Genomic DNA, 18,863 nt, shown 5'->3' with positions numbered 1-18,863 from the left:
TCGTCATATGCGAAGGGTTTGCTGGATGAGCGATACATCAGTCAGTCTCGAAGAGAGCTGGAAAGCCGCCTTGGCGGGTGAGTTCTCAAGCCCCTATATGCAGCAGCTTAGATCCTTTCTTGTCGCGCAGAAGCAGGTCGGCAAGCGGATTTTCCCCCGAGGCGGTGAATATTTCCGTGCCCTCGACCTGACGCCGATCTCCAGCGTCAAGGTCGTCATTCTCGGTCAGGACCCCTATCACGGGTTGGGGCAGGCCCACGGGCTGTGTTTCAGCGTGCGGCCGGGCGTGCGCATTCCGCCCTCCCTCGTCAATATCTATAAGGAAATGCAGACGGATCTTGGCATAGCGCCGGCGCGTCACGGTTTCCTCGAACATTGGGCAAGACAGGGCGTGCTGCTGCTGAACAGCGTGCTGACCGTCGAGGAGGGCCAAGCGGCCGCCCATCAGGGCAAGGGGTGGGAGAAGTTCACCGACGCGGTCATCCGCAAGGTCAACGACGAGTGCGAATCCGTCGTCTTCATGCTCTGGGGCTCCTATGCCCAGCGCAAGGCCGCTTTCGTCGATACGACGCGGCATTTCGTGCTCAGGGCACCACATCCATCGCCGCTCTCGGCCCATAACGGATTTTTCGGCTGCGGGCATTTTTCGAAGGCGAATGATTTCCTGCAGTCACGCGGACGCACGCCGATCGACTGGCAATTGCCGGCCAATCCCGAAGACGCCTAGGTGTGAACGTTGGTTGGTGTTCGTTCACTAAAAGAAGACAATGCGTTTTGATCTGAGGGTCTGTTCCCGGGGAGCTTCAGCGCGCATCTTAGCCCCATCGAAAGCCCGCGAGTTGCGGGCAAGAAAGGGGTTTCATATGCTCGATCAGATCAAGGGTTTGCACCACGTCACGTCGATGGCGCAGGATGCCCGAACCAACAACCAATTCTTCACCCATGCGCTTGGCCTGCGCCGCGTCAAGAAGACGGTGAATTTCGACGCGCCGGATGTCTATCACCTCTATTATGGTGATGAGACCGGTGCGCCCGGCTCTGTCATGACCTATTTCCCGTTCCCGAAGATGGCGCAGGGCCGTCCCGGCACCGGCGAGGTCGGCACCACGGTGTTTTCCGTTCCGCAAGGTTCGCTCGGCTTCTGGAGCGACCGCTTTGCTGCGCTCAATGTCAGCGGCCTGAAGGCCGAGGAAAGCTTCGGCGAGAAACGCCTGAACTTCGCCGGTCCGGATGGCGACGGCTTCGCGTTGGTCGAGGTCAAGGATGATGCCCGCCAGCCCTGGACTCATGGCGGCATCAGCGAGGACCACGCCATTCGCGGCTTCCACTCCGTCGCCATGCGGCTCAGGGACGAGGGCGCCACCGCCGAACTGCTGAAGTTCATGGGCTATGAGGTCGGGGAAGAAAAGGACGGCGTCAAGCGGCTGATCAAGCCTGACGGCAACGGCGCGCATCTTATCGATCTCGAGACCATGCCGAACATTGCTCGCGCGCTTCCCGGCGCCGGCTCGGTCCACCACGTCGCCTTCGCCGTCGAGAACCGCGAGAAGCAGCTTGAGGTGCGCAAGGCGCTGATGGACACCGGCTATCAGGTGACGCCGGTGATCGACCGCGATTATTTCTGGGCGATCTATTTCCGCACGCCGGGCGGCGTGCTGTTCGAGGTCGCGACCAATGAGCCAGGCTTTAACCGCGACGAGGATACGGCCCATCTCGGCGAAGCCCTGAAGCTGCCGCAGCAGCACGCCCATCTTCGCGCGCTGCTCGAGCAGCACCTGCAGCCGCTCGAAGCGTAAGGAGTCGATATGACCGAAGCTGGATATGTGCACCGGCTGCATGCCGGTGCACCTAATAAACCCATTCTGCTGGTGCTGCATGGCACCGGTGGCGACGAGAACCAGTTCTTCGATTTCGGCCGGCGCCTGCTGCCCGAAGCGACGGTTCTGTCGCCACGCGGCGACGTTTCCGAATATGGCGCGGCGCGGTTCTTCCGGCGCACCGGGGAGGGGGTCTACGACATGGCCGACCTCTCACGGGCAACGGAGAAGATTGCCGCCTATGTCAAGGCATTGGCTGACGAGCACCAGGCTTCCCAAATTCTCGGTCTGGGTTTTTCGAATGGCGCAAACATTCTTGCCAATGTGCTGATCGAGAAGGGCATCTTCGATGCGGCGGTTCTGATGCACCCGCTCATTCCGTTTCAGCCCGAAGCCCGGGCAAGCCTTGCGGGGAGAAAGGTGCTGGTCACGGCCGGGCAGCGGGACCCGATCGCTCCCGTCCCGGTGACCGAGGCGCTGTCGCAGCATTTGAAAGATCGCGGCGCGGACGTCAAAACGGTCTGGCATCCCGGCGGCCACGAGATTGCGCCGCTCGAGATCGATGCAGTTCGCGATTTCTTCAGTGGCAATTGATGGAGTGTGCCACCGGTCGGTGGTGCTGATTTGCGGGGCCGGTGAATGCCGGTCCCGCATCCTAGCTGGAATGATAGATCATCAGGGGCGGGGAGGATATTTGCCCCTGATTGCCGTCATATAAAAATTTCCCGGGGATTCCGCCATCGTCAATCCGACGACGACGCCCTTTGGGACGCCTTCATATTCCCGCCTCTGACCGTTTGTCAGATAGACCCGTAGATGCCGGCTGTCTTCGTCGTAGGTGATCGCCTCGATAAGTTTCGAATCAACCGCAGTTTCCACTTTGCACCCCGCAGTTTTGGATCTGGGATTTCCGGTAAAGAAATGTCATTCACGCTCGCAATGCGCCATCATCATGTGCTGGCGCAGTAGCGTCAAGCACGATAAGCTTAAACGTTCATTTTTTTCTACAGGCTCTCTCTATAGTTGATTTTTGCAGCTTTTTCGGATGTGTCCCCTGTGGAAATCCGATTACCGGAAATTCTGTTTCCTGGAGAACTGGCGACTGACACAGCCGCCGCTGGGACGAATAATACGGCTTAACGCTGAATTAACCCTCATCTACCAAAATACAGCGCAATATTAACCGTGATGCCCTTCCAAAACGGCCGAATACAGATTGCCGTTTCTCGCAATCGTAATTTCGCTGTCGGAGTGCGTTGCGTAAGGAGCAGGACGATGTGCCTCGGAAAGCGGATTTGTGGGAAGATTCGCTGCAAGTGACGATGTGAGGATTAGGTGATTCGACGCGAGGCTGCAGTGTCCCGTGGGGAGGAGACCGTTCCGGCAGAGATCGACGCCCGTGCGGGCCCTTCATGCCGGGTTCCCGTTACAATTTCGATGAGGCCGTGATCACGCCCATTTCTTTTTGAACACTGAGCCTGATACCCATGCAAGGATGGGCAGGAAATGGCCGACAACCTCGCGGGCTGTCGGACCTCATAAATGGGTTACATGTTTAATTATCTCGGGCCGTGGCGACAACAGATACCGATACTGGCCGGCAACCGTAAGGGACGCGCTCGGCTGACCTTTGCCGAAGGCGAATTCGCTGCCGTCTATGCGATGAGCGATGTTCACGGATGTTATAAAGAGCTCATCGAGGCGCATCGCCGCATCGAGGAGGATGCCGCGCGCATTCCGGGGCCGAAACTGATCGTCATGCTCGGCGATTATGTCGATCGCGGCCCCGATTCGAGCGCGGTGCTGGAGTTCCTGAGCAAGAGCCCGCCGCCAGGATTTCAGCGTTTCGCTCTGTGCGGCAATCACGATGCGGAGCTGGTGAAGCTCTATCGCAAACCGGCGCACATTCTTGAATGGCTCGGCTTTGCCGGGACGGAGACACTGCACTCATACGGTATCGATATCGAGCACCTGCTGCAGTCGGCGGCTGGAAGCGAAATGATTACCCGCGTCATTCGCAACATGATCCCCGAGCGGCATATCCAATTTCTGGAATCGCTGCCGATCATGCTGCGGATGGGCAGGGTGGTGTTTGTCCATGCCGGCATCAAACCGGGCATCGATCTCAAGAAGCAGAAGGACAGCGACCTGATGTGGATCCGCCAACCCTTCCTGGATGATGGGCCGCAGCTTCCCGTCCTCGTGATCCACGGGCATACCCCGGCGCGAACCCCGACATTCGGTCCGCAACGGATCGGCATCGACACGGCGGTCTCGGCGACGGGCCGGCTGACTGTGCTGACGATAAAAGGAACGCGGGTCGGGCTTCTTAATTAGATGAAGGCGTGATGCCGCCCGAAACCGTTCAGGCTTTTCGCCGCGGTGCGCCAAAAACCAAAAACGCCGCGGGTTTTTGCTCCGCGGCGTCAGAATGATAACGGTTCACCAGAACCTATCAGGCGTTTGTCGAATCCTGATAGAGATTGGTGCCGATGCCGGTATAGGCAAAGCCATGTTTGCGGACCTCGTCGCTGCGGTAGATATTGCGCAGGTCGACCAGGACCGGGGCGCGCATCGACTGCTTCAGGCGATTGAAATCGAGCGCGCGGAACTGGTTCCATTCGGTGACGATGACAAGCGCATCCGCATCAGCAGCCGCTTCATAGGGACCGCTCGCATATTCGATGTTCTCGATCACCTTGCGGGCGTTCTCCATGCCCTCGGGATCGTAGCCGACCACCTGGGCACCGGCGTCCTGCAGGGTCTGGATAACGGCAATCGCCGGGCTGTCGCGCATGTCGTCGGTGTTCGGTTTGAAGGTCAGGCCGAGAATCGCAATCTTCTTGCCGCGAATGTCCCCGCCGACGGCCGAGATGACCTTGCGTCCCATCGCCCGCTTGCGGTTGTCGTTGATCGAGATCGTCGTCTCGATCAAACGGACCGGCGCATCGTAGTCCTGCGCCGTCTTGGCAAGAGCAAGCGTATCCTTGGGGAAGCACGAGCCGCCGTAACCCGGGCCGGCATGCAGGAACTTGGCGCCGATACGGCCATCGAGACCGATGCCGCGCGAAACGTCCTGGACGTTTGCGTCGACCCGCTCGCAGAGATCGGCGATCTCATTGATGAAGGTGATCTTCATCGCGAGGAACGCATTGGCCGCATATTTGATCAGCTCCGACGTGCGGCGGGTGGTGAAGACCAGGGGGGACTGGTTGAGGTAAAGGGGACGATAGACCTCGGTCATGGTTTCGCGCGCCCGGTCGTCGTTCAGCCCGACGACGATTCGGTCGGGACGCTTGAAATCTTCGATCGCCGCGCCTTCGCGCAGGAATTCCGGATTGGAAACGACGGCGACATCCGCCGAAGGATTGGTTTCGCGCATGATGCGCTCGACTTCGTCGCCGGTGCCGACCGGTACGGTCGACTTGGTGACGATAACGGTGAAGCCTTCCACATAGGTGGCAATCTCGCGCGCAGCCGCATAGACATAGGAGAGGTCGGCGTGGCCGTCGCCGCGCCGGGATGGCGTGCCGACCGCGATGAACACGACGTCGGCGTTACGGACGCTTTCGCCGACATCCGTCGAAAACGACAGGCGGCCGGTGCTGGTATTTTCGGCGACCAATTGTTCCAGACCCGGCTCGTAGATCGGAATGCGGCCTTCGCGAAGGGCTTCGATCTTACTCAGATCCTTGTCTACGCAGATGACGTCGTGGCCGAAATCCGCAAAGCAAACGCCTGAAACGAGGCCGACATAGCCTGATCCAATCATCGTGATGCGCATAATTCCCTCAAATCATTAGAGTAGGACATCATGCTGCGTCGCAGCATGGCGTCCGTCATACTTAATCTGGGCGAAAAGACAATATCGAAGATCGCTTGATACCCACATCGAAAATCGAACTGGGGGCACGACAATTCGTTGCCGGCCACCCCCTCGACAGCAAAAATCATAGGTTTGTGTGGGTAATGTGACAAGTCGAGCCGTTCGTCAGAGCCGGCTCGACTTCAATTCCGAAAGGCCGAGATTGGTCTCTGGCCGCCTAAACTTCTACAGCCGGTACCAGACATAGGGGTCTGTTCCCGATTGAATCTTGTCCCAGCGCAGATCGGTATCCCGCCAGTTTTTAATGGTGCTTTTCCTGTTGTCGAGCACCAGGTCGCCCTTGTCGGTTCTGACCACCAGGACTGCATGTCCCTCACCAGAGGGTGTATATGCCGTCGCAATTCGCAAAGCGCGCGACGACCAGCCCATCGCGATCAGCCGGCTGCGCTTGGTGAGTGCGAAATCTTCGCAGTCGCCGCTGCGGACGTTCACCTTCCAGACGTCGCCATTCAATTCGTTGCGGGGGTCGTTGCGACCGATCATCGTCCGATTGACCGTGCTGTTCACGTTTTTCAGCTGCAGCATCTGCTCATCGGTAAGCGCGACGACCGAGAGACCGTTATTGTCGCGGCATTCGGACGGGTTCTGGGCGCAGAACAATACCTGGGCGAAGGGCGGAATGATTTTGCCTTTTTCAGAGATATAGCTGACCTCCGGACTGCCATTCAGGCCGCGTGCGAAACCTGCGGGACCGGCGGCAAATGCCGAGCAGGCATTCCCTGCTGTAAAGGCCAGAGCTAGAAGTGTAACGAATGTCTTCTTCATCTCTTAAATCCCTGTTCACGGCCACCGATTAAGATCAGGCTTGCCTTTTTTCTCTGTCAATGGCATGGCGATCTGCTGATTTGCCAAGTATTGGACGCAGAACTTCTGTCCCGTTTCTGCTGCTTGGAAGGAGCATAGCCGGGCCTTGTCTCGATTGGCTTAAGCCTTTCGCGACAATTTTAAACGATGTGGAATTCTGTTACACTTTAGCACGCAAGTGTTTGATGTTCAACTTATGTTAGTACGTGTAAATTAATCGCCTCGGTTGCAATATCTTTGGCTCCTGCCTACTCTGGTAAACGAATTCAAATGTTCTCCAACCTCATCAACCGGGCGATCTTGCGAGAGGCTCTGCTCTTCGCCTTTATCGGTCTGGTTATATTGACACTCATTCCGTTCGGGAGCGTCACGCCCTTTCCCTTCGCCTTCGCGGCGATCGGAATGTTTGCTCTCGCCTTTATTTCGGGACTGCTATTCGGAGAGCCGAGGCAGAGCAGATCGGTCTTCGGCATCGCGTTGTTTCTGCTGATCGTTCTGACGGGGTGGACGTTTATTCAGACGATCGAACTGCCTTCGCGGTGGCTGGCAAATCCCGCTTGGGACGCCGCGCGTGACCTGGCGGGCGTCAATTACGCGGCGATCTCCGTCGAGCCGGCCGACACGCTCGCGTCGATCCTCTGGGTGGCGCTGCCCTTCGTCACGTTCCTGACGGGGCTTCTCTTATGCGATACTGATCGGCGCGCGAGGAAAGTACTTGCCGGCCTTGGGCTTTCTGCGGGCGTCATTGCTGTTTTTGGCCTGCTGCAGTTTTCACTGTTTCCCAACATCCTGATCGTCGTGGAGAAACACGCCTACCTCGACAGCCTGACGGCGGTTTTCGTCAACCGCAATACCGCGGCGACCTTCCTCGGGCTTGGTACGCTGCTGATGCTGACCCTTGTCAGAGATATCACCCGTTCCTATTCGAACCATCCGCCTGGCGAGCCGGGCCGAAACACTCTTCTCCTGAGATCGTGGATCTACATCCTGCTCTTGTGTGCATGCTTCACCGCACTGATGCTGAGCCGCTCGCGCGCCGGCATATTCGCGACCACTGTTGCCGCTCTCATTTATTTTCCGTGGCTGGTCATGAATTGGAACGGCTCGCGGCGTTTTCTGAAGTCGGCGCCGGGATGGCGTTCGATGCTGAAGCTGCTTTCGGCGATCGTTTTCGTCGTCGTATTGCTGACGGTGTTTGCAGGTCAGGCGATTTTGCGCGCGCAAGAGCGGCGGCTCGAGGATGATGATCGGTTCTGCATCCTGCCGGGCATATGGCGTGCCATTTCGGATCATTGGTTAACCGGGACCGGCCTCGGAACCTTCCGGACGGTCTTTTCCGCCTACCGCGATCCGGCCTGCGGAATTTTCGGCGTCTTCGACCGAGCGCATAATTTCTATCTCGAAGGATTTCTGGGCCTCGGGGTATTGTTCCCGATCGCGGCAATCCTTGTCTTCTCGGTGCTTGCCAGAGTGTTCTGGCAGGGGCTCGCCCAAAGGCGGCGTTACAGGCAGTATGTTCTCCTTGGCCTGGCCGCAACGGTTCTGGTCGCCCTTCACGCAGCAGTCGATTTTTCGCTGCAAATACCGGGATTTGCGGTGTTTTATTCCGCCTTCCTCAGTGCGGTTGTCGCCATAAGCCTTGGGCGCAGCAATGGAGAGGCGGACACGGCATATGGGCGGCCGTTCAGCCGCTAAAAATTTAAACGGATGGTTTATGAAGGTTTTTGAAAAATAGTGATTGTGCAGTTGCGAACTGTTGACTCTGAAACGCAAGAAATTTTATAGCGGGTCTAGCCTTCGGGTCTTGCGGCGCCAGAAAAGTTGGACTGGGTCGTTTTTTCGCTTCCTCAAGGGCTCGGCGTTGCCAGCCTGCCACAGTTAGGGGAATGTTAATCGGCTTTCAGTGTTATTGATCGGGGATTGTCTTGTATTTTGTCAGTTTGCGGGGCAGTAGCTTCAGGGGCGTCAACGCAGGTTATTCTATGGGTTGTTCTCGTATCGGTAGTACACGCGTCGCCATTGTTGTAGCGCTAACGACTATATTGGCAAGCTGCACATCGTTGCCAAGATCCGGTCCCGATCACAAAGATGTTGATCGAGATGCGACAGTGAAAGTGACAACGAAGGAGCGTCGTGTCGGCATCGACTACGCCCTGGTTGATCTCAGCAAAAACGTTCTGCCCTACTTTACCTCTCCCCAGCCGACGTCCTTCAAGGGGTTCGGCGGTGGTCGCGGCGGGCCGCCCGAAATTCCGCTCGGTTTCGGTGATGTCGTTGAAGTCGCCATCTTCGAAGCGCAGTCCGGCGGTCTGTTCATTCCGTCCGATGCCGGCAGTCGACCTGGCAATTACATCTCCTTGCCAAGCCAGACCATCGATAGAAACGGAACGATTACAATTCCATATGCGGGTCGTGTTCCGGCTGCCGGTCGCCTCAAAGAGACTGTGGAGCAGGATGTCGAGGATCGCCTGGCGAGCCGCGCGATCGAGCCGCAGGTGGTCATCACCACAACGACCAGCCGCTCCAGTCAGGTCGCCGTGCTCGGCGATGTCAACAATCCCCAGCGTGTCGAGATCAGCCCGGCTGGTGAGCGTGTTCTCGATGTCATTTCCGCTGCGGGCGGTTTGACGACCAACAATATCGAAACGAATGTAACGCTGCAGCGTCGCGGCAAGACTGCGACCGTCGCCTATAATACGCTGTTGAAGAACCCGGCGGAAAATATCTATGTTGCGCCTGACGATACGATTTCGATCGATCATGAGCGCCGCACCTATCTGACGCTCGGCGCCGCAGGCGTCAGCGGCCGCTTCGATTTCGAAGAGTCTAATCTGACCCTCGGAGAGGCAATCGCCAAGGCGGGCGGTCTGCGCGACGACCGCGCCGATCCGGCTCAGGTCTTGCTCTATCGTCTGGTCCCGAAGAAGACGGTTCAGGCGATGCACGTCGACACGACGAGATTTGCGGGTGAGACGGTTCCGGTGATCGTCCGCGCGAATATGCGCGATCCGGCAACCTTGTTTGCCGTTCAGCAATTCAAGATGGAAGACAAGGATATTATCTATATTTCCAATTCGGACTCGGTTGAATTGGTCAAGTTCCTTGACATCGTAAACTCGGTATCGTCCACTGTTTCCGGAGTAACGGACGACGCGAGGGATACCCGCAACGCGGTCCAGGATCTCGGCAATTGATTGAGATGGGCAGGCTGGTACCGGTTGCAAACAATCGGGGCCGGCGGTCTACGCCACGGATTTTTTTAGAAGAAAGCGCAGTTATGGCAAGGTCGAGTGTGTATCGTAGGCTTGCATATAGCGGAATCGCGGTGGCAGCGTTTGCCGGCATGAGTTCGAGCGCTTTTGCGGCAGTTTGCGTGAGGCTTTCAAGTCTGACTTCCATCGACATCAGTGGATTTACGACCAATCCCGCCTCTCTGCTCGATGTGTCCGACCCGCTAGTTTTGTCATCGCGCGTCCGCGCGTTGGTCGGGAGCAGCAGTGAGGCGCTTGCGCCGGTGATCGAGCAGGCCAAGAAAGCCGATGCCGCACAGATGGCCGCTATCGGTGCCGGCCTCGGGCGCGCCGCAAATAGCTGTCAGGTAACAGATCCGCTATCCAAGCTGGCCATCGAAAGGGCTGTCGCCGAGGCGGCGAGCGCCGATCCGAACCTTGCGCCGCTGCTTGCCGCCTTTGCGAAGGTCCTCGCCGAAGGGGGAACCGCGGCGCTCGGCCCGGGTGGAAGTACAGCAGCGGCCGCATCCGGTATCGGCAACAATGGGTCGATTGGCCGAACAGGGCCGGGCTCGGACGACGGTACGCCGTTTGAAGGCGCCGCCACGACTGCCGGTAAGCTGAGGGTATCTCGAGGCCAATTGTCCTCCGACACGACGCAGTCGACGAGTCCGAGCGTCGCGGTCATACAATAGCTGGAATTGCCCTTAGATCTTAGCGCTTGATTTGTTGGAGATCGAAATTGCTATCGCCAGATAAACTTACGCCGCGTATCGACCCCTCCCGCGATACCGGAAACGAAGCTGACTTCATCGATTTCGACAAGCTCATCGCGATTGCCCGCCGACAGTGGCGGATGGTTGCGGCGTGCGCGTTCGCCTTCGCCATTCTCGGCGTTGTGTACGTCCTGACGTCGGTGCCTGTCTACACCGCCGACACAAGCGTGCTGATCGACCGCAGCGACAATCAGGTGATCAACCAGCTGGCGGCTTTCGGCCAGATGGACGATGACGAAGGAACTGTGCTGAGCCAGGTCGAGCTGTTGAAGTCCGACACGATCGCCTATGCCGTCGTCGATAAACTGAAACTGGTCGACGATCCGGTGTTCAACGCACAGCGGAATTCGTTGTTTTCAGTTGCAACGCTGAAGTCTCTGTTCAATTTCAAATCATGGTTTGCCGACGACGCGGCAGTCGCGCCCGATCTGGAAATGAAACGGCGGTGGGCTGCGGAAACTGTGGCCGGCAATATCGATGTCGAACGTGTCGGAAAATCCTACGTTCTCGATGTCAGTTATACCTCGCAATCACCGGATATGGCGCGTCAGATCGCCGCGGCCATTGCCGACGTCTATCTGGTCGACAAACTCAATTCGAAATACGAGGCGACACGCCGGGCCGGCGAATGGCTGCAGGAGCGTATCGAAGAGCTTCGGCAGCAGGCGCTGGACACCGACCTTGCGGTTCAGAAATTCCGCAGCGAGCATGGGCTTGTCGAGGCCGGATCCGGTACGCTGATCAGCGAGCAGCAGCTCACTGAGATAAACACGCAATTGATCAATGCCCAGGCCGAGACTGCAAAGGCCGAGGCAAAATATGCGCGCGTCAAATCGATCATTGACGCAAAGCAGACCGATGCGATCGTCACCGATGTGCTCGACAGCTCCATTTCCAACGACCTGCGCAAGAAATATCTCGAGGCTTCCAAGCTTGAGACGGAAATCGAGGCGCGGCTCGGTCCCGATCACGTCCAGGCGGTTCGCCTTCGTGCGGAGATGGAAGAATATAAGAGACTCATGTTCGATGAGCTAAACCGCATCGCCGAGAGCTACCAAAGCGAGCTGCAGGTCGCGCAGTCACGGGAAAATTCTCTGCGTGACAGTGTCACAAAGGCGACTGGCGTTGCCGCGACAGCTGGCGAAACGCAGGTGCAGGTTCGCGAACTCGAGCGCACGCGCGATACTTACAAAAATCTCTATCAGAGTTTCCTGACGCGCTACCAGGAAGCCATTCAGCAGCAGAGCTTCCCGATTACCGCTGCGCGCATCATCACGATGGCGGAGACACCGACTAAGCCGAGTGCTCCGAAGCGAGCCCTTGTCGTCGCTTTTGCGATGTTCCTCGGATGTGCGGTCGGAAGCGGCATAGGCGCTTTCCGGGAATTCCGGGATCGGTTCTTCCGCACCGGTGACGACGTCAAGGAAGTACTGGATGTCGAGTCGCTTGGCGTGATGCCGCTGGTTGACGATAATGTCGATGATCCGACGCTCGTCGATCCCAGCAATCCGCGCAGCATCGCCAGGGGAAGCAAGACCACGACCTATGTCGAGGAGCACCCGCTCTCGGCGTTTGCCGAGACGCTTCGAAGCGCCAAGATTGCGATCGACCTCAGTGCGGCTGATCAGCGCTGCAAGGTCATCGGCGTGGTGTCAAGCTTGCCTGGCGAGGGGAAGTCGACAACCTCCATCAACTTTGCCAAGCTTCTGGCAATGCAAGGAGCGCGTTGCCTGCTGATCGACGGCGACATGCGCAATCCTGGTGCGACCCGGGCGATCGGCCGTCATGCCGAGGCCGGCTTGCTCGAGGCGATCGTCGATGGCCGTCCGCTCAAGGATCTGATCCTTCTCGATCCCAAAACAAAGCTTGCATTTTTGCCGACGGTTGCAAGGTATCGCGTCCCGCATTCGTCGGAGCTGCTTGCATCACGCGGGATGGACCAACTTCTTGAAATGGCGCGCCAAAGCTTCGATTACATCATCGTTGACCTGCCGCCCTTGGCGCCGGTCGTGGATGCGCGCGCTATCAACTCGAAGCTCGATGCGGTGGTTTTCGTTATCGAGTGGGGAAAGACATCGCGCAAGGTCGTGCAGTCGACGCTGCTGTCCGAGCCGGAACTCTATGCGAAATGCGTCGGCGCCATATTGACCAAGGTCGATCCGTCGCAGATGAAGCTTTACCGGACATTCGGCTCCAGTGAGTATTATTATAAGCGTTACTCGCGATACTACACTGAAAGCTGATGCTTCGCGGTCCGGTCATTTCGGTCACACGGATTGTTTTCCTTGTCGTCACCGCCGCCTTTGCGGCGTTGGCCGGCAGGGAGTTGTACGCTTCGATAAGAACCGCCAGTATCTCGATCGTCGCTGAAAGGATCGAGCGCGGCGAGACCGTCAGCGATGATATTGCAGCCAAATATGCGGCGCGGACCATCGACATTGTCGATGGACATTATTGTCGGTCCGACATTGTCGCCGCCGGTGTGACCCTTGTCCTGGCGCACCTCGATCGGCAGAACGTCAACGTCAAATACGACGCCTGGGCTGCAGCGGCATCGAGCGCCCGACACCACCTGCAACATGCGTTATCGTGCATGCCGACGAACAGCAATTTTTGGCTTCGTCTCGCCGCGGTCCAATCTGTCATTGCGGAAGAGCCGCTTTCTGTTGGGGGAATGATGGCCCGGTCCGTCGCTCTTGCGCCCCACGACGAGGCGATGATTCTGACCCGATTTTACTTCTGGAACGATCTTGCCAACACAACGCTTTCAGCGGCAAAGACTGCGCTCGACAGCGATCTGGTGACGATGCTGAAACTTGGCGACCGTTGCAGGGTCAACGCCAGCATTAAAGAGATCGGCCCACAACTCCGCCCTATCTTCGATCGAACCTGGGCAGGGCTTGGGGACGGAGCGACAGCGCGATTCCGGCAGCGCTGCAGCAAGTAATCGTCGGTAGTTCTACGCAGAACAGCTGCAGAGTCAGAGCGTCAACCAAGGCTTTATAGGTAACAGCGCCCGCCGCTTGAGCGGCGGGCGTCTTTTATTGATTACCTGGTGAACGGTCAGACGCTGGCGCCCGAAACAAAATCCGTGCCTGTGATATTGAGCGTCAGCACGCCGACATCCGTGTGACCTTCGCCGTCGGAGATCTTGTAATATTGAATCGTTTCCGTGACGTGATCGCCGGAAGCGATATCTGCTGCCAGATCATAGGTGAATGAACCGTCCGCCTTGACATGGAACGTGCCATAGGTGCCGGCGACGTCGGTCGTAGCGCTCGGGTTGCCGTTGACGGTCGTGCCAGCGAACTGACGAAGGAATAGATGCCCATTGTCGCCGGGAATGTCGTTGTCCAGAGCGTTGCCGCTGATGGCGCTGCCTTCGTTGAAGCTGTAGTGGTCGTCGACAGCGATCGGCTTGACCTGGGTTACGCCCTGAATATTCAGAGTGAACAGGCCAAAGTCGGTATGACCGCTACCGTCGGAGATCTTGTAGGAGACCTTCTCCTGAAGCAGCTCACCATTGGTGAAGTTGACCTTGGCAGCGTCGCTTAGAACATAGGTGTAGCTGCCGTCCGGCTTGACGAAGAAGGTGCCGTAGTCGCCCTGGATTTCGGTGACCTGGCTGTTGCCTTGCTTGGCGCCAACGCTCTGCTGATCGAAGGCACGCAGGAACAAGTGACCGTTATCGGATGTATCGTTAGAAAGCAGATTTCCCGAGATGACGTCGGTTTCTAGAAATGTGGCGGTATCGTCGGTTGCGTGAATAGCCATTGTTGTCTCTCCATGAATTGATCTTCGCTGGCCAATTTTAACCTTAGCGACATGTGGGATTAAGGATATATTAATACATGGAGTCAAGGCTAAGATTAATGGCGACTGAACATTAATGGCGTAATGTGTGCAATAATGGCACACATGCAATCGAGTTAAGAGGATGAAGCACTTGGAGATTGGTGCATTATAATAAGTGAATACGCGGGTGTACGGACGATTAAGTTGATTTCGTCAAATGGTAAGGGTTTTTATTCGGATATCATCAATGGGAATACAGATATTCACCTCCATGAAGATCATATTGTCAAATAATCACATTGGGCTACCAATCGCCTCCGGTAATTTTGGCGCGTTGCCCGGACATCGCGACCGCACATCATACTAGGTTCATCACTATCTTCTTCATGGTCGGATACGCAGAGGGAGAAACCTTCGCCGCTGTGGTGGAATCACCACAGCAATTCGACTGATACAAAAATGAACTGATATCAAATTGATGTTCTAGTAGAGATACATTTCTGTCGTATGACACAACTTTAACGCCATAGAAAATACGTCGGCGACCAAGAAAATGCGTCCGACTATGAAGAATATCGGCAGATAGAAAGAATTTTAGTGTTTCATTTTAGCTGCCGGAGAGAGGTCCACGCTTAGAAGATTTCCATTACCTTGGGGAGATCAAAGCATGACCGTCTACTACGTGAATTCAGCGACAGGATCCGATCATAATGGCGGAACCACGGAGAACTCGGCTTTTGCGACATTGTCCGCCGTCGAATCCTTGAGGCTGAACCCTGGTGACAGCGTGTTGCTTGCTGCCGGAAGCGTGTTCAATGAACAATTCGATTTGAAATACTCCGGAAGCGTCACAGCTCCGATCACCATTGGCAGCTACGGTCTTGGCGACGCGCCGGTCATTCACAGCAGCAATGACGGCATCCATGGTTCCAAGGCCTCGAATATCGTTATCGAGAATATCAAGATCGCCGATACTGGAGCGAACGCGATATATGCAGGGAACGTGTCGAACTGGGTCGTACGGAATGTCGAGGTAACGAATACGGGACTTGCTGGAAAGCCCGGGTCCGTCAGCTTCCAAAGCAGCCAGAACATCACCATCCAGAACAGCACGCTCACCGGTGTCCATTCCGACGGCATCTGGATGGAAAAGGTCAACGGCGTCACCCTGATCAATAACACCGTCACCAACAGCCAGGGAAGTGCTGCAGACGCCATTCAGCTCAACGACAGCAGCAACATTCTCGTCAAGGACAATCATCTGGAGCAAACGCAAACCAACAGCGCCAAAGGGGTTCTGGTGCTGGTCCGAGCTCACGATGCTCTGGTCGAGGGCAACACGCTCGTCGGCGGCGGCTTCGGGTTGAGCGCTCAGGCGGGCACCAATATAACCATCCACGACAATGACATTTCGGGATATGGCGGCTACAGCTGGTCTTATGGCATCGGCCTTGGCGATCAGGGCGACGCCAAGAACTACGACATCAGCGGGAATTATATCCACGGGGGGGTGTATGGGGTCCTAGTCAGCGCTGCCGGCAATCCCGTCTATATCCGCGAGAATATCGATGTTCATGACAACGTCTTCGACGATCTGTCTTCCTCGGCGCTGAAGGTCGACCGGCCTGCATCGGGCTCCTTTTACGATAATATTATCGACAGCGATGTATCGACGCTGACGATGCCGGCCGCAATCGCCGCGCAAAACACCTTCTTTGTTGGCGACAACAAGACATTCGAGCAAGCGCAGGCCGAAATCGACGCCGCCGCCGGCAGCACGGGTGGCGATACGTCACCGAGCCAGGAGCAGACGCCTGTCGCGCCGGTCGTCGAGCACCCTGCGGAAATACCGCCGCCGCCGCAGCCAAGCACTCAAGTGCCGGTGACCGAAACGCCGATAGCGTCTACGCCGACAGTCGCCGCGCCCAAGATTGTCGCAGTCCATGACAACCTGAAGATTTCCGCCGATACAGGCAGCGCGTATCATGGAAACCTTCTCGAAAACGACAGCGCCGCCAATGGCAGCGTGCTGCTCCGCCGCTTTGGCGACAGTGCCGTGGATAAACATGGGCTGACGGTCACGGGGAAATACGGTGTCATCCATATCGAGAGCGATGGCGATTACACCTACACCGTGGACGTGGCGAAGCTCGCCGGCCTGAGTGGGAACGTCAGCGAATCCTTCCAGTACAAAATTTCTGACGGCGCTTCGCACATCGACACGGACTCGCTGGGTGTATACATCAATGTCGATGCATTCCATTCCAGCCAAGCCTCGCATCTGTTGGTGTGAAAACACTCCAAGACGAGATAGCGTCGGTCGGCCGTCTTCGTCCGGCTGACGTTTCTCGATTTCGATGCTCGCTGATGAATACTGCCGGTTGTCGAAATCGGGCAAAAGGGTGACAATATTCCGCCGTCACAAGCAGAGCAAACTAGATTGAACGTATAGTTAACGCCCTAGTAAATATCGTGTCTATGCACGCGATGCGACCCGTGCTTTGATCCGTTATTGGGCGGTTTTTGGATTTTCACTTGCTTAGGCCGGTATATTTATCGTAGCGTTAAGTCGGGGTCCCTGAAATCGCGCGCTAAAAATTTCCAATTTTCGGTCATCTTTCGGTGGGATTCTTATATTAGTTGTGAACTTGCAAGCGGAGATGCGGCACTGGTGCCGACGATCCAAATGTGACTATGTCATTGATCGGGCTTGATGTGGCCTGTAACTGCAATGCGCGCTGGCGTATACCTGCGTGCGATGTGGTAAGAGAGGGATTACTTGGTGTTTCAGAGTTCAGCGGCTGACGTCAGCGAGCCATCCAAAGCCTTGCGAAAGTGCAAGGGAGGTCTTGTCTTCATTGGCATAGCCAGCGCGCTCATCAATATCCTCTATCTTACAAGTTCATTTTTTATGCTTGAGGTATATGACCGCGTCATCCCGAGCAAAAGCATACCGACGCTGGCAGCCCTCGCAATACTTGCGTTAACCCTTTACGCTTTTCAGGGCGCGTTCGAAGTTCTCAGGAGCAGAATGCTCGTGCGCGTTGCCGGTGCGCTCGACGAGATGGTGAATGGACGTGTGTTCCGGGCGCTCATCAAGGCGCCGCTGAAGGTCAAGATCGGCGGGGACGGGCTTCAGCCGTTGCGCGACTTCGACCAGATCAGAACCTTCCTGTCCGGCATGGGCCCGACGGCGATGTTCGATCTGCCCTGGCTTCCGTTCTACATCGTGATCTGTTTCCTGTTTCATCCGGCGATCGGATATATCGCGATCGGTGGATCGCTGGTTCTCGCCATCCTGACGTTCCTGACCAACCAGGGAACGCGGACGGTGTCAAAACGGCAATCCGAAGCCGCCAACATGCGCAATGCCTTTGCGCAGACCTCGATCCGCAATTCCGAGGTCATTCACGCAATGGGCATGGCGGGTACCATGGCCGAGATCTGGGACCGCAAGAATAGTGAATTCCGGGCCATCAACCGGCAGGCATCAGATGTCGGGAACGGATATGCGACCTTGTCGAAGATTTTCCGCATTGCCCTGCAATCGGGAACGCTTGCGACCGGCGCGATCCTGGTCATTCAAGGGCAGGCCTCCTCGGGCATCATCATCGCGGGCTCTATTCTGACGTCCCGCGCTCTGGCGCCGGTGGAAGCCGCGATCGGAAATTGGCGCGGTTTCGTTTCCGCTCAGCAAAGCTGGGCACGGCTTGCGAATCTTCTGAAAACCATCCCGGAAATTCCGACGCCGCTGGCGCTCGCGGCGCCTTCCAAGCAGGTTACGGTCGAGGGGCTGGCAAGCGGACCGCCGGCGGGTCAGCGCCTGGTCATTTCCGATATCAGCTTCGGGCTGAGGGCAGGGAGTGCGCTTGGGGTCATCGGCTACAGCGCTTCTGGCAAGTCGTCATTGGCACGGGCGATGATGGGTATCTGGCCGACCGTCAGGGGATCCATTCGCCTCGATGGCGCGGCGCTCGACCAGTGGGATGGCGACGCGCTCGGCCGGCACATCGGTTATCTGCCGCAGGATGTGGAACTGTTTTCAGGAACCGTCGCGCAGAATATCTGCCGTTTCGCCAAGGAGATGTCGCCTGAGGCGGTGGTTGCCGCGGCGCGGGCGGCGCGGGTTCACGATCTCATTCTTCGTCTGCCGAACGGTTACGAAACCGAAATCGGCGACGGGGGTGCCGCGCTTTCGGCCGGCCAGAGACAGCGTATCGCGCTTGCGAGAGCGCTTTACGGCGAACCCTTCCTCGTCGTGCTCGACGAACCGAACTCCAATCTCGATGAAGAAGGCGAGCGGGCGCTGAGTGCCGCGATCATGAGCGTGCGCGCACGCGGCGGCATCGTCGTCGTCATCGCACATCGGTCCGGCGTACTGGCGGCCTGCGACTTCGTGCTGATGATGCAGGACGGCCGGATGATCGCCTTCGGCCCGAAGGAGGAAGTTCTGGCACGGGTCAGCCGGCCGGAACCGCCGCGTACATCGATTGCCGAGCGCGTGGCTCAGCTAAAAGTCGTCGTTGACGGCAATGCGGCCGAATAGGCCGGAAGG

Annotated in this window: 15 protein-coding genes; 11 read left to right on the top strand and 4 right to left on the bottom strand. The window is 57.2% G+C overall.

Features of this window, described 5'->3' with window-relative positions:
- Nucleotides 1-25: 25 nt before the first annotated feature.
- From ung to RLEG4DRAFT_RS27610, 3 genes are all read left to right on the top strand, one after another.
- Nucleotides 26-727 carry a uracil-DNA glycosylase gene (ung, locus tag RLEG4DRAFT_RS27620; RefSeq protein WP_003581746.1) on the top strand — a complete coding sequence of 234 codons (702 nt, stop codon included), beginning with the start codon at nt 26-28 and terminating at the stop codon, nt 725-727.
- A 136-nt stretch (nt 728-863) separates the two neighbouring features.
- On the top strand, nt 864-1,796 hold the full coding sequence (locus RLEG4DRAFT_RS27615; protein WP_003581743.1) for a VOC family protein: 933 nt from the start codon (nt 864-866) through the stop codon (nt 1,794-1,796).
- A gap of 9 nt (nt 1,797-1,805) precedes the next feature.
- Nucleotides 1,806-2,411, top strand: a complete 606-nt coding sequence (locus RLEG4DRAFT_RS27610; protein WP_003581741.1) for an alpha/beta hydrolase — start codon at nt 1,806-1,808, stop codon at nt 2,409-2,411.
- 81 nt (nt 2,412-2,492) lie between these two features.
- Here RLEG4DRAFT_RS27610 and RLEG4DRAFT_RS27605 read toward each other — a convergent pair whose 3' ends face one another.
- A complete protein-coding gene (locus RLEG4DRAFT_RS27605; protein ID WP_007630795.1) occupies nt 2,493-2,696 on the bottom strand; it encodes a KTSC domain-containing protein in 204 nt (67 codons plus the stop codon).
- Nucleotides 2,697-3,359: 663 nt separating this feature from the next.
- On the opposite strand from RLEG4DRAFT_RS27605, the gene RLEG4DRAFT_RS27600 reads away from it, so the two are divergent.
- Nucleotides 3,360-4,154 (top strand): metallophosphoesterase, encoded by a 795-nt coding sequence (locus tag RLEG4DRAFT_RS27600; RefSeq protein WP_003581739.1) that lies wholly within the window; start codon nt 3,360-3,362, stop codon nt 4,152-4,154.
- Nucleotides 4,155-4,272: 118 nt separating this feature from the next.
- On the opposite strand, the gene RLEG4DRAFT_RS27595 is transcribed toward RLEG4DRAFT_RS27600, so the two are convergent.
- Nucleotides 4,273-5,601: a UDP-glucose dehydrogenase family protein gene (locus tag RLEG4DRAFT_RS27595; protein ID WP_003581738.1), complete on the bottom strand. Its 1,329-nt coding sequence runs from the start codon at nt 5,599-5,601 to the stop codon at nt 4,273-4,275.
- Between the two features lie 267 nt (nt 5,602-5,868).
- Nucleotides 5,869-6,468 carry a transglutaminase-like cysteine peptidase gene (locus RLEG4DRAFT_RS27590; protein ID WP_003581736.1) on the bottom strand — a complete coding sequence of 200 codons (600 nt, stop codon included), beginning with the start codon at nt 6,466-6,468 and terminating at the stop codon, nt 5,869-5,871.
- 309 nt (nt 6,469-6,777) lie between these two features.
- Between RLEG4DRAFT_RS27590 and RLEG4DRAFT_RS27585 the strand changes: the two genes are divergently transcribed.
- From RLEG4DRAFT_RS27585 to RLEG4DRAFT_RS27565, 5 genes are all read left to right on the top strand, one after another.
- The gene (locus RLEG4DRAFT_RS27585) at nt 6,778-8,202 is read left to right on the top strand and encodes an O-antigen ligase family protein (protein ID WP_003581734.1); all 1,425 of its coding nucleotides are present in this window, start codon (nt 6,778-6,780) and stop codon (nt 8,200-8,202) included.
- Between the two features lie 287 nt (nt 8,203-8,489).
- Nucleotides 8,490-9,701: an SLBB domain-containing protein gene (locus tag RLEG4DRAFT_RS27580; protein ID WP_037094275.1), complete on the top strand. Its 1,212-nt coding sequence runs from the start codon at nt 8,490-8,492 to the stop codon at nt 9,699-9,701.
- 83 nt (nt 9,702-9,784) lie between these two features.
- On the top strand, nt 9,785-10,432 hold the full coding sequence (locus RLEG4DRAFT_RS27575; RefSeq protein WP_037094274.1) for a hypothetical protein: 648 nt from the start codon (nt 9,785-9,787) through the stop codon (nt 10,430-10,432).
- A gap of 47 nt (nt 10,433-10,479) precedes the next feature.
- On the top strand, nt 10,480-12,756 hold the full coding sequence (locus RLEG4DRAFT_RS27570) for a polysaccharide biosynthesis tyrosine autokinase (protein WP_003581730.1): 2,277 nt from the start codon (nt 10,480-10,482) through the stop codon (nt 12,754-12,756).
- Nucleotides 12,756-13,460, top strand: coding sequence for a hypothetical protein (locus tag RLEG4DRAFT_RS27565; RefSeq protein ID WP_003581729.1), 705 nt, complete (start codon nt 12,756-12,758; stop codon nt 13,458-13,460). Before RLEG4DRAFT_RS27570 ends, RLEG4DRAFT_RS27565 begins: the two co-directional genes overlap by 1 nt.
- A 116-nt stretch (nt 13,461-13,576) precedes the next feature.
- Here the strand turns inward: RLEG4DRAFT_RS27565 and RLEG4DRAFT_RS27560 are convergent, their stop codons facing one another.
- Nucleotides 13,577-14,287, bottom strand: a complete 711-nt coding sequence (locus RLEG4DRAFT_RS27560; RefSeq protein ID WP_003581728.1) for an Ig-like domain-containing protein — start codon at nt 14,285-14,287, stop codon at nt 13,577-13,579.
- Between the two features lie 688 nt (nt 14,288-14,975).
- Here RLEG4DRAFT_RS27560 and RLEG4DRAFT_RS27555 point away from each other — a divergent pair.
- Together RLEG4DRAFT_RS27555 and RLEG4DRAFT_RS27550 are read left to right on the top strand one after the other, a co-directional pair.
- Complete coding sequence (locus RLEG4DRAFT_RS27555) at nt 14,976-16,601, top strand: right-handed parallel beta-helix repeat-containing protein (RefSeq protein ID WP_003581727.1); 1,626 nt, start codon at nt 14,976-14,978, stop codon at nt 16,599-16,601.
- A gap of 489 nt (nt 16,602-17,090) precedes the next feature.
- Nucleotides 17,091-18,854 (top strand): type I secretion system permease/ATPase, encoded by a 1,764-nt coding sequence (locus tag RLEG4DRAFT_RS27550; protein ID WP_003581726.1) that lies wholly within the window; start codon nt 17,091-17,093, stop codon nt 18,852-18,854.
- Nucleotides 18,855-18,863: the final 9 nt, after the last annotated feature.

This window comes from Rhizobium leguminosarum bv. trifolii WSM2297 (assembly GCF_000271845.1).
This window is presented reverse-complemented; position numbering and strand designations above follow the sequence as displayed.

Coding starts and splice junctions, on each gene's coding strand:
- ung (WP_003581746.1), top strand. CDS start 26: ATGAGCGATACATCAGTCAGTCTCGAAGAGAGCTGGAAAGCCGCCTTG.
- RLEG4DRAFT_RS27615 (WP_003581743.1), top strand. CDS start 864: ATGCTCGATCAGATCAAGGGTTTGCACCACGTCACGTCGATGGCGCAG.
- RLEG4DRAFT_RS27610 (WP_003581741.1), top strand. CDS start 1,806: ATGACCGAAGCTGGATATGTGCACCGGCTGCATGCCGGTGCACCTAAT.
- RLEG4DRAFT_RS27600 (WP_003581739.1), top strand. CDS start 3,360: ATGGGTTACATGTTTAATTATCTCGGGCCGTGGCGACAACAGATACCG.
- RLEG4DRAFT_RS27595 (WP_003581738.1), bottom strand. CDS start 5,601: ATGCGCATCACGATGATTGGATCAGGCTATGTCGGCCTCGTTTCAGGC.
- RLEG4DRAFT_RS27590 (WP_003581736.1), bottom strand. CDS start 6,468: ATGAAGAAGACATTCGTTACACTTCTAGCTCTGGCCTTTACAGCAGGG.
- RLEG4DRAFT_RS27585 (WP_003581734.1), top strand. CDS start 6,778: ATGTTCTCCAACCTCATCAACCGGGCGATCTTGCGAGAGGCTCTGCTC.
- RLEG4DRAFT_RS27580 (WP_037094275.1), top strand. CDS start 8,490: ATGGGTTGTTCTCGTATCGGTAGTACACGCGTCGCCATTGTTGTAGCG.
- RLEG4DRAFT_RS27575 (WP_037094274.1), top strand. CDS start 9,785: ATGGCAAGGTCGAGTGTGTATCGTAGGCTTGCATATAGCGGAATCGCG.
- RLEG4DRAFT_RS27565 (WP_003581729.1), top strand. CDS start 12,756: ATGCTTCGCGGTCCGGTCATTTCGGTCACACGGATTGTTTTCCTTGTC.
- RLEG4DRAFT_RS27560 (WP_003581728.1), bottom strand. CDS start 14,287: ATGGCTATTCACGCAACCGACGATACCGCCACATTTCTAGAAACCGAC.
- RLEG4DRAFT_RS27555 (WP_003581727.1), top strand. CDS start 14,976: ATGACCGTCTACTACGTGAATTCAGCGACAGGATCCGATCATAATGGC.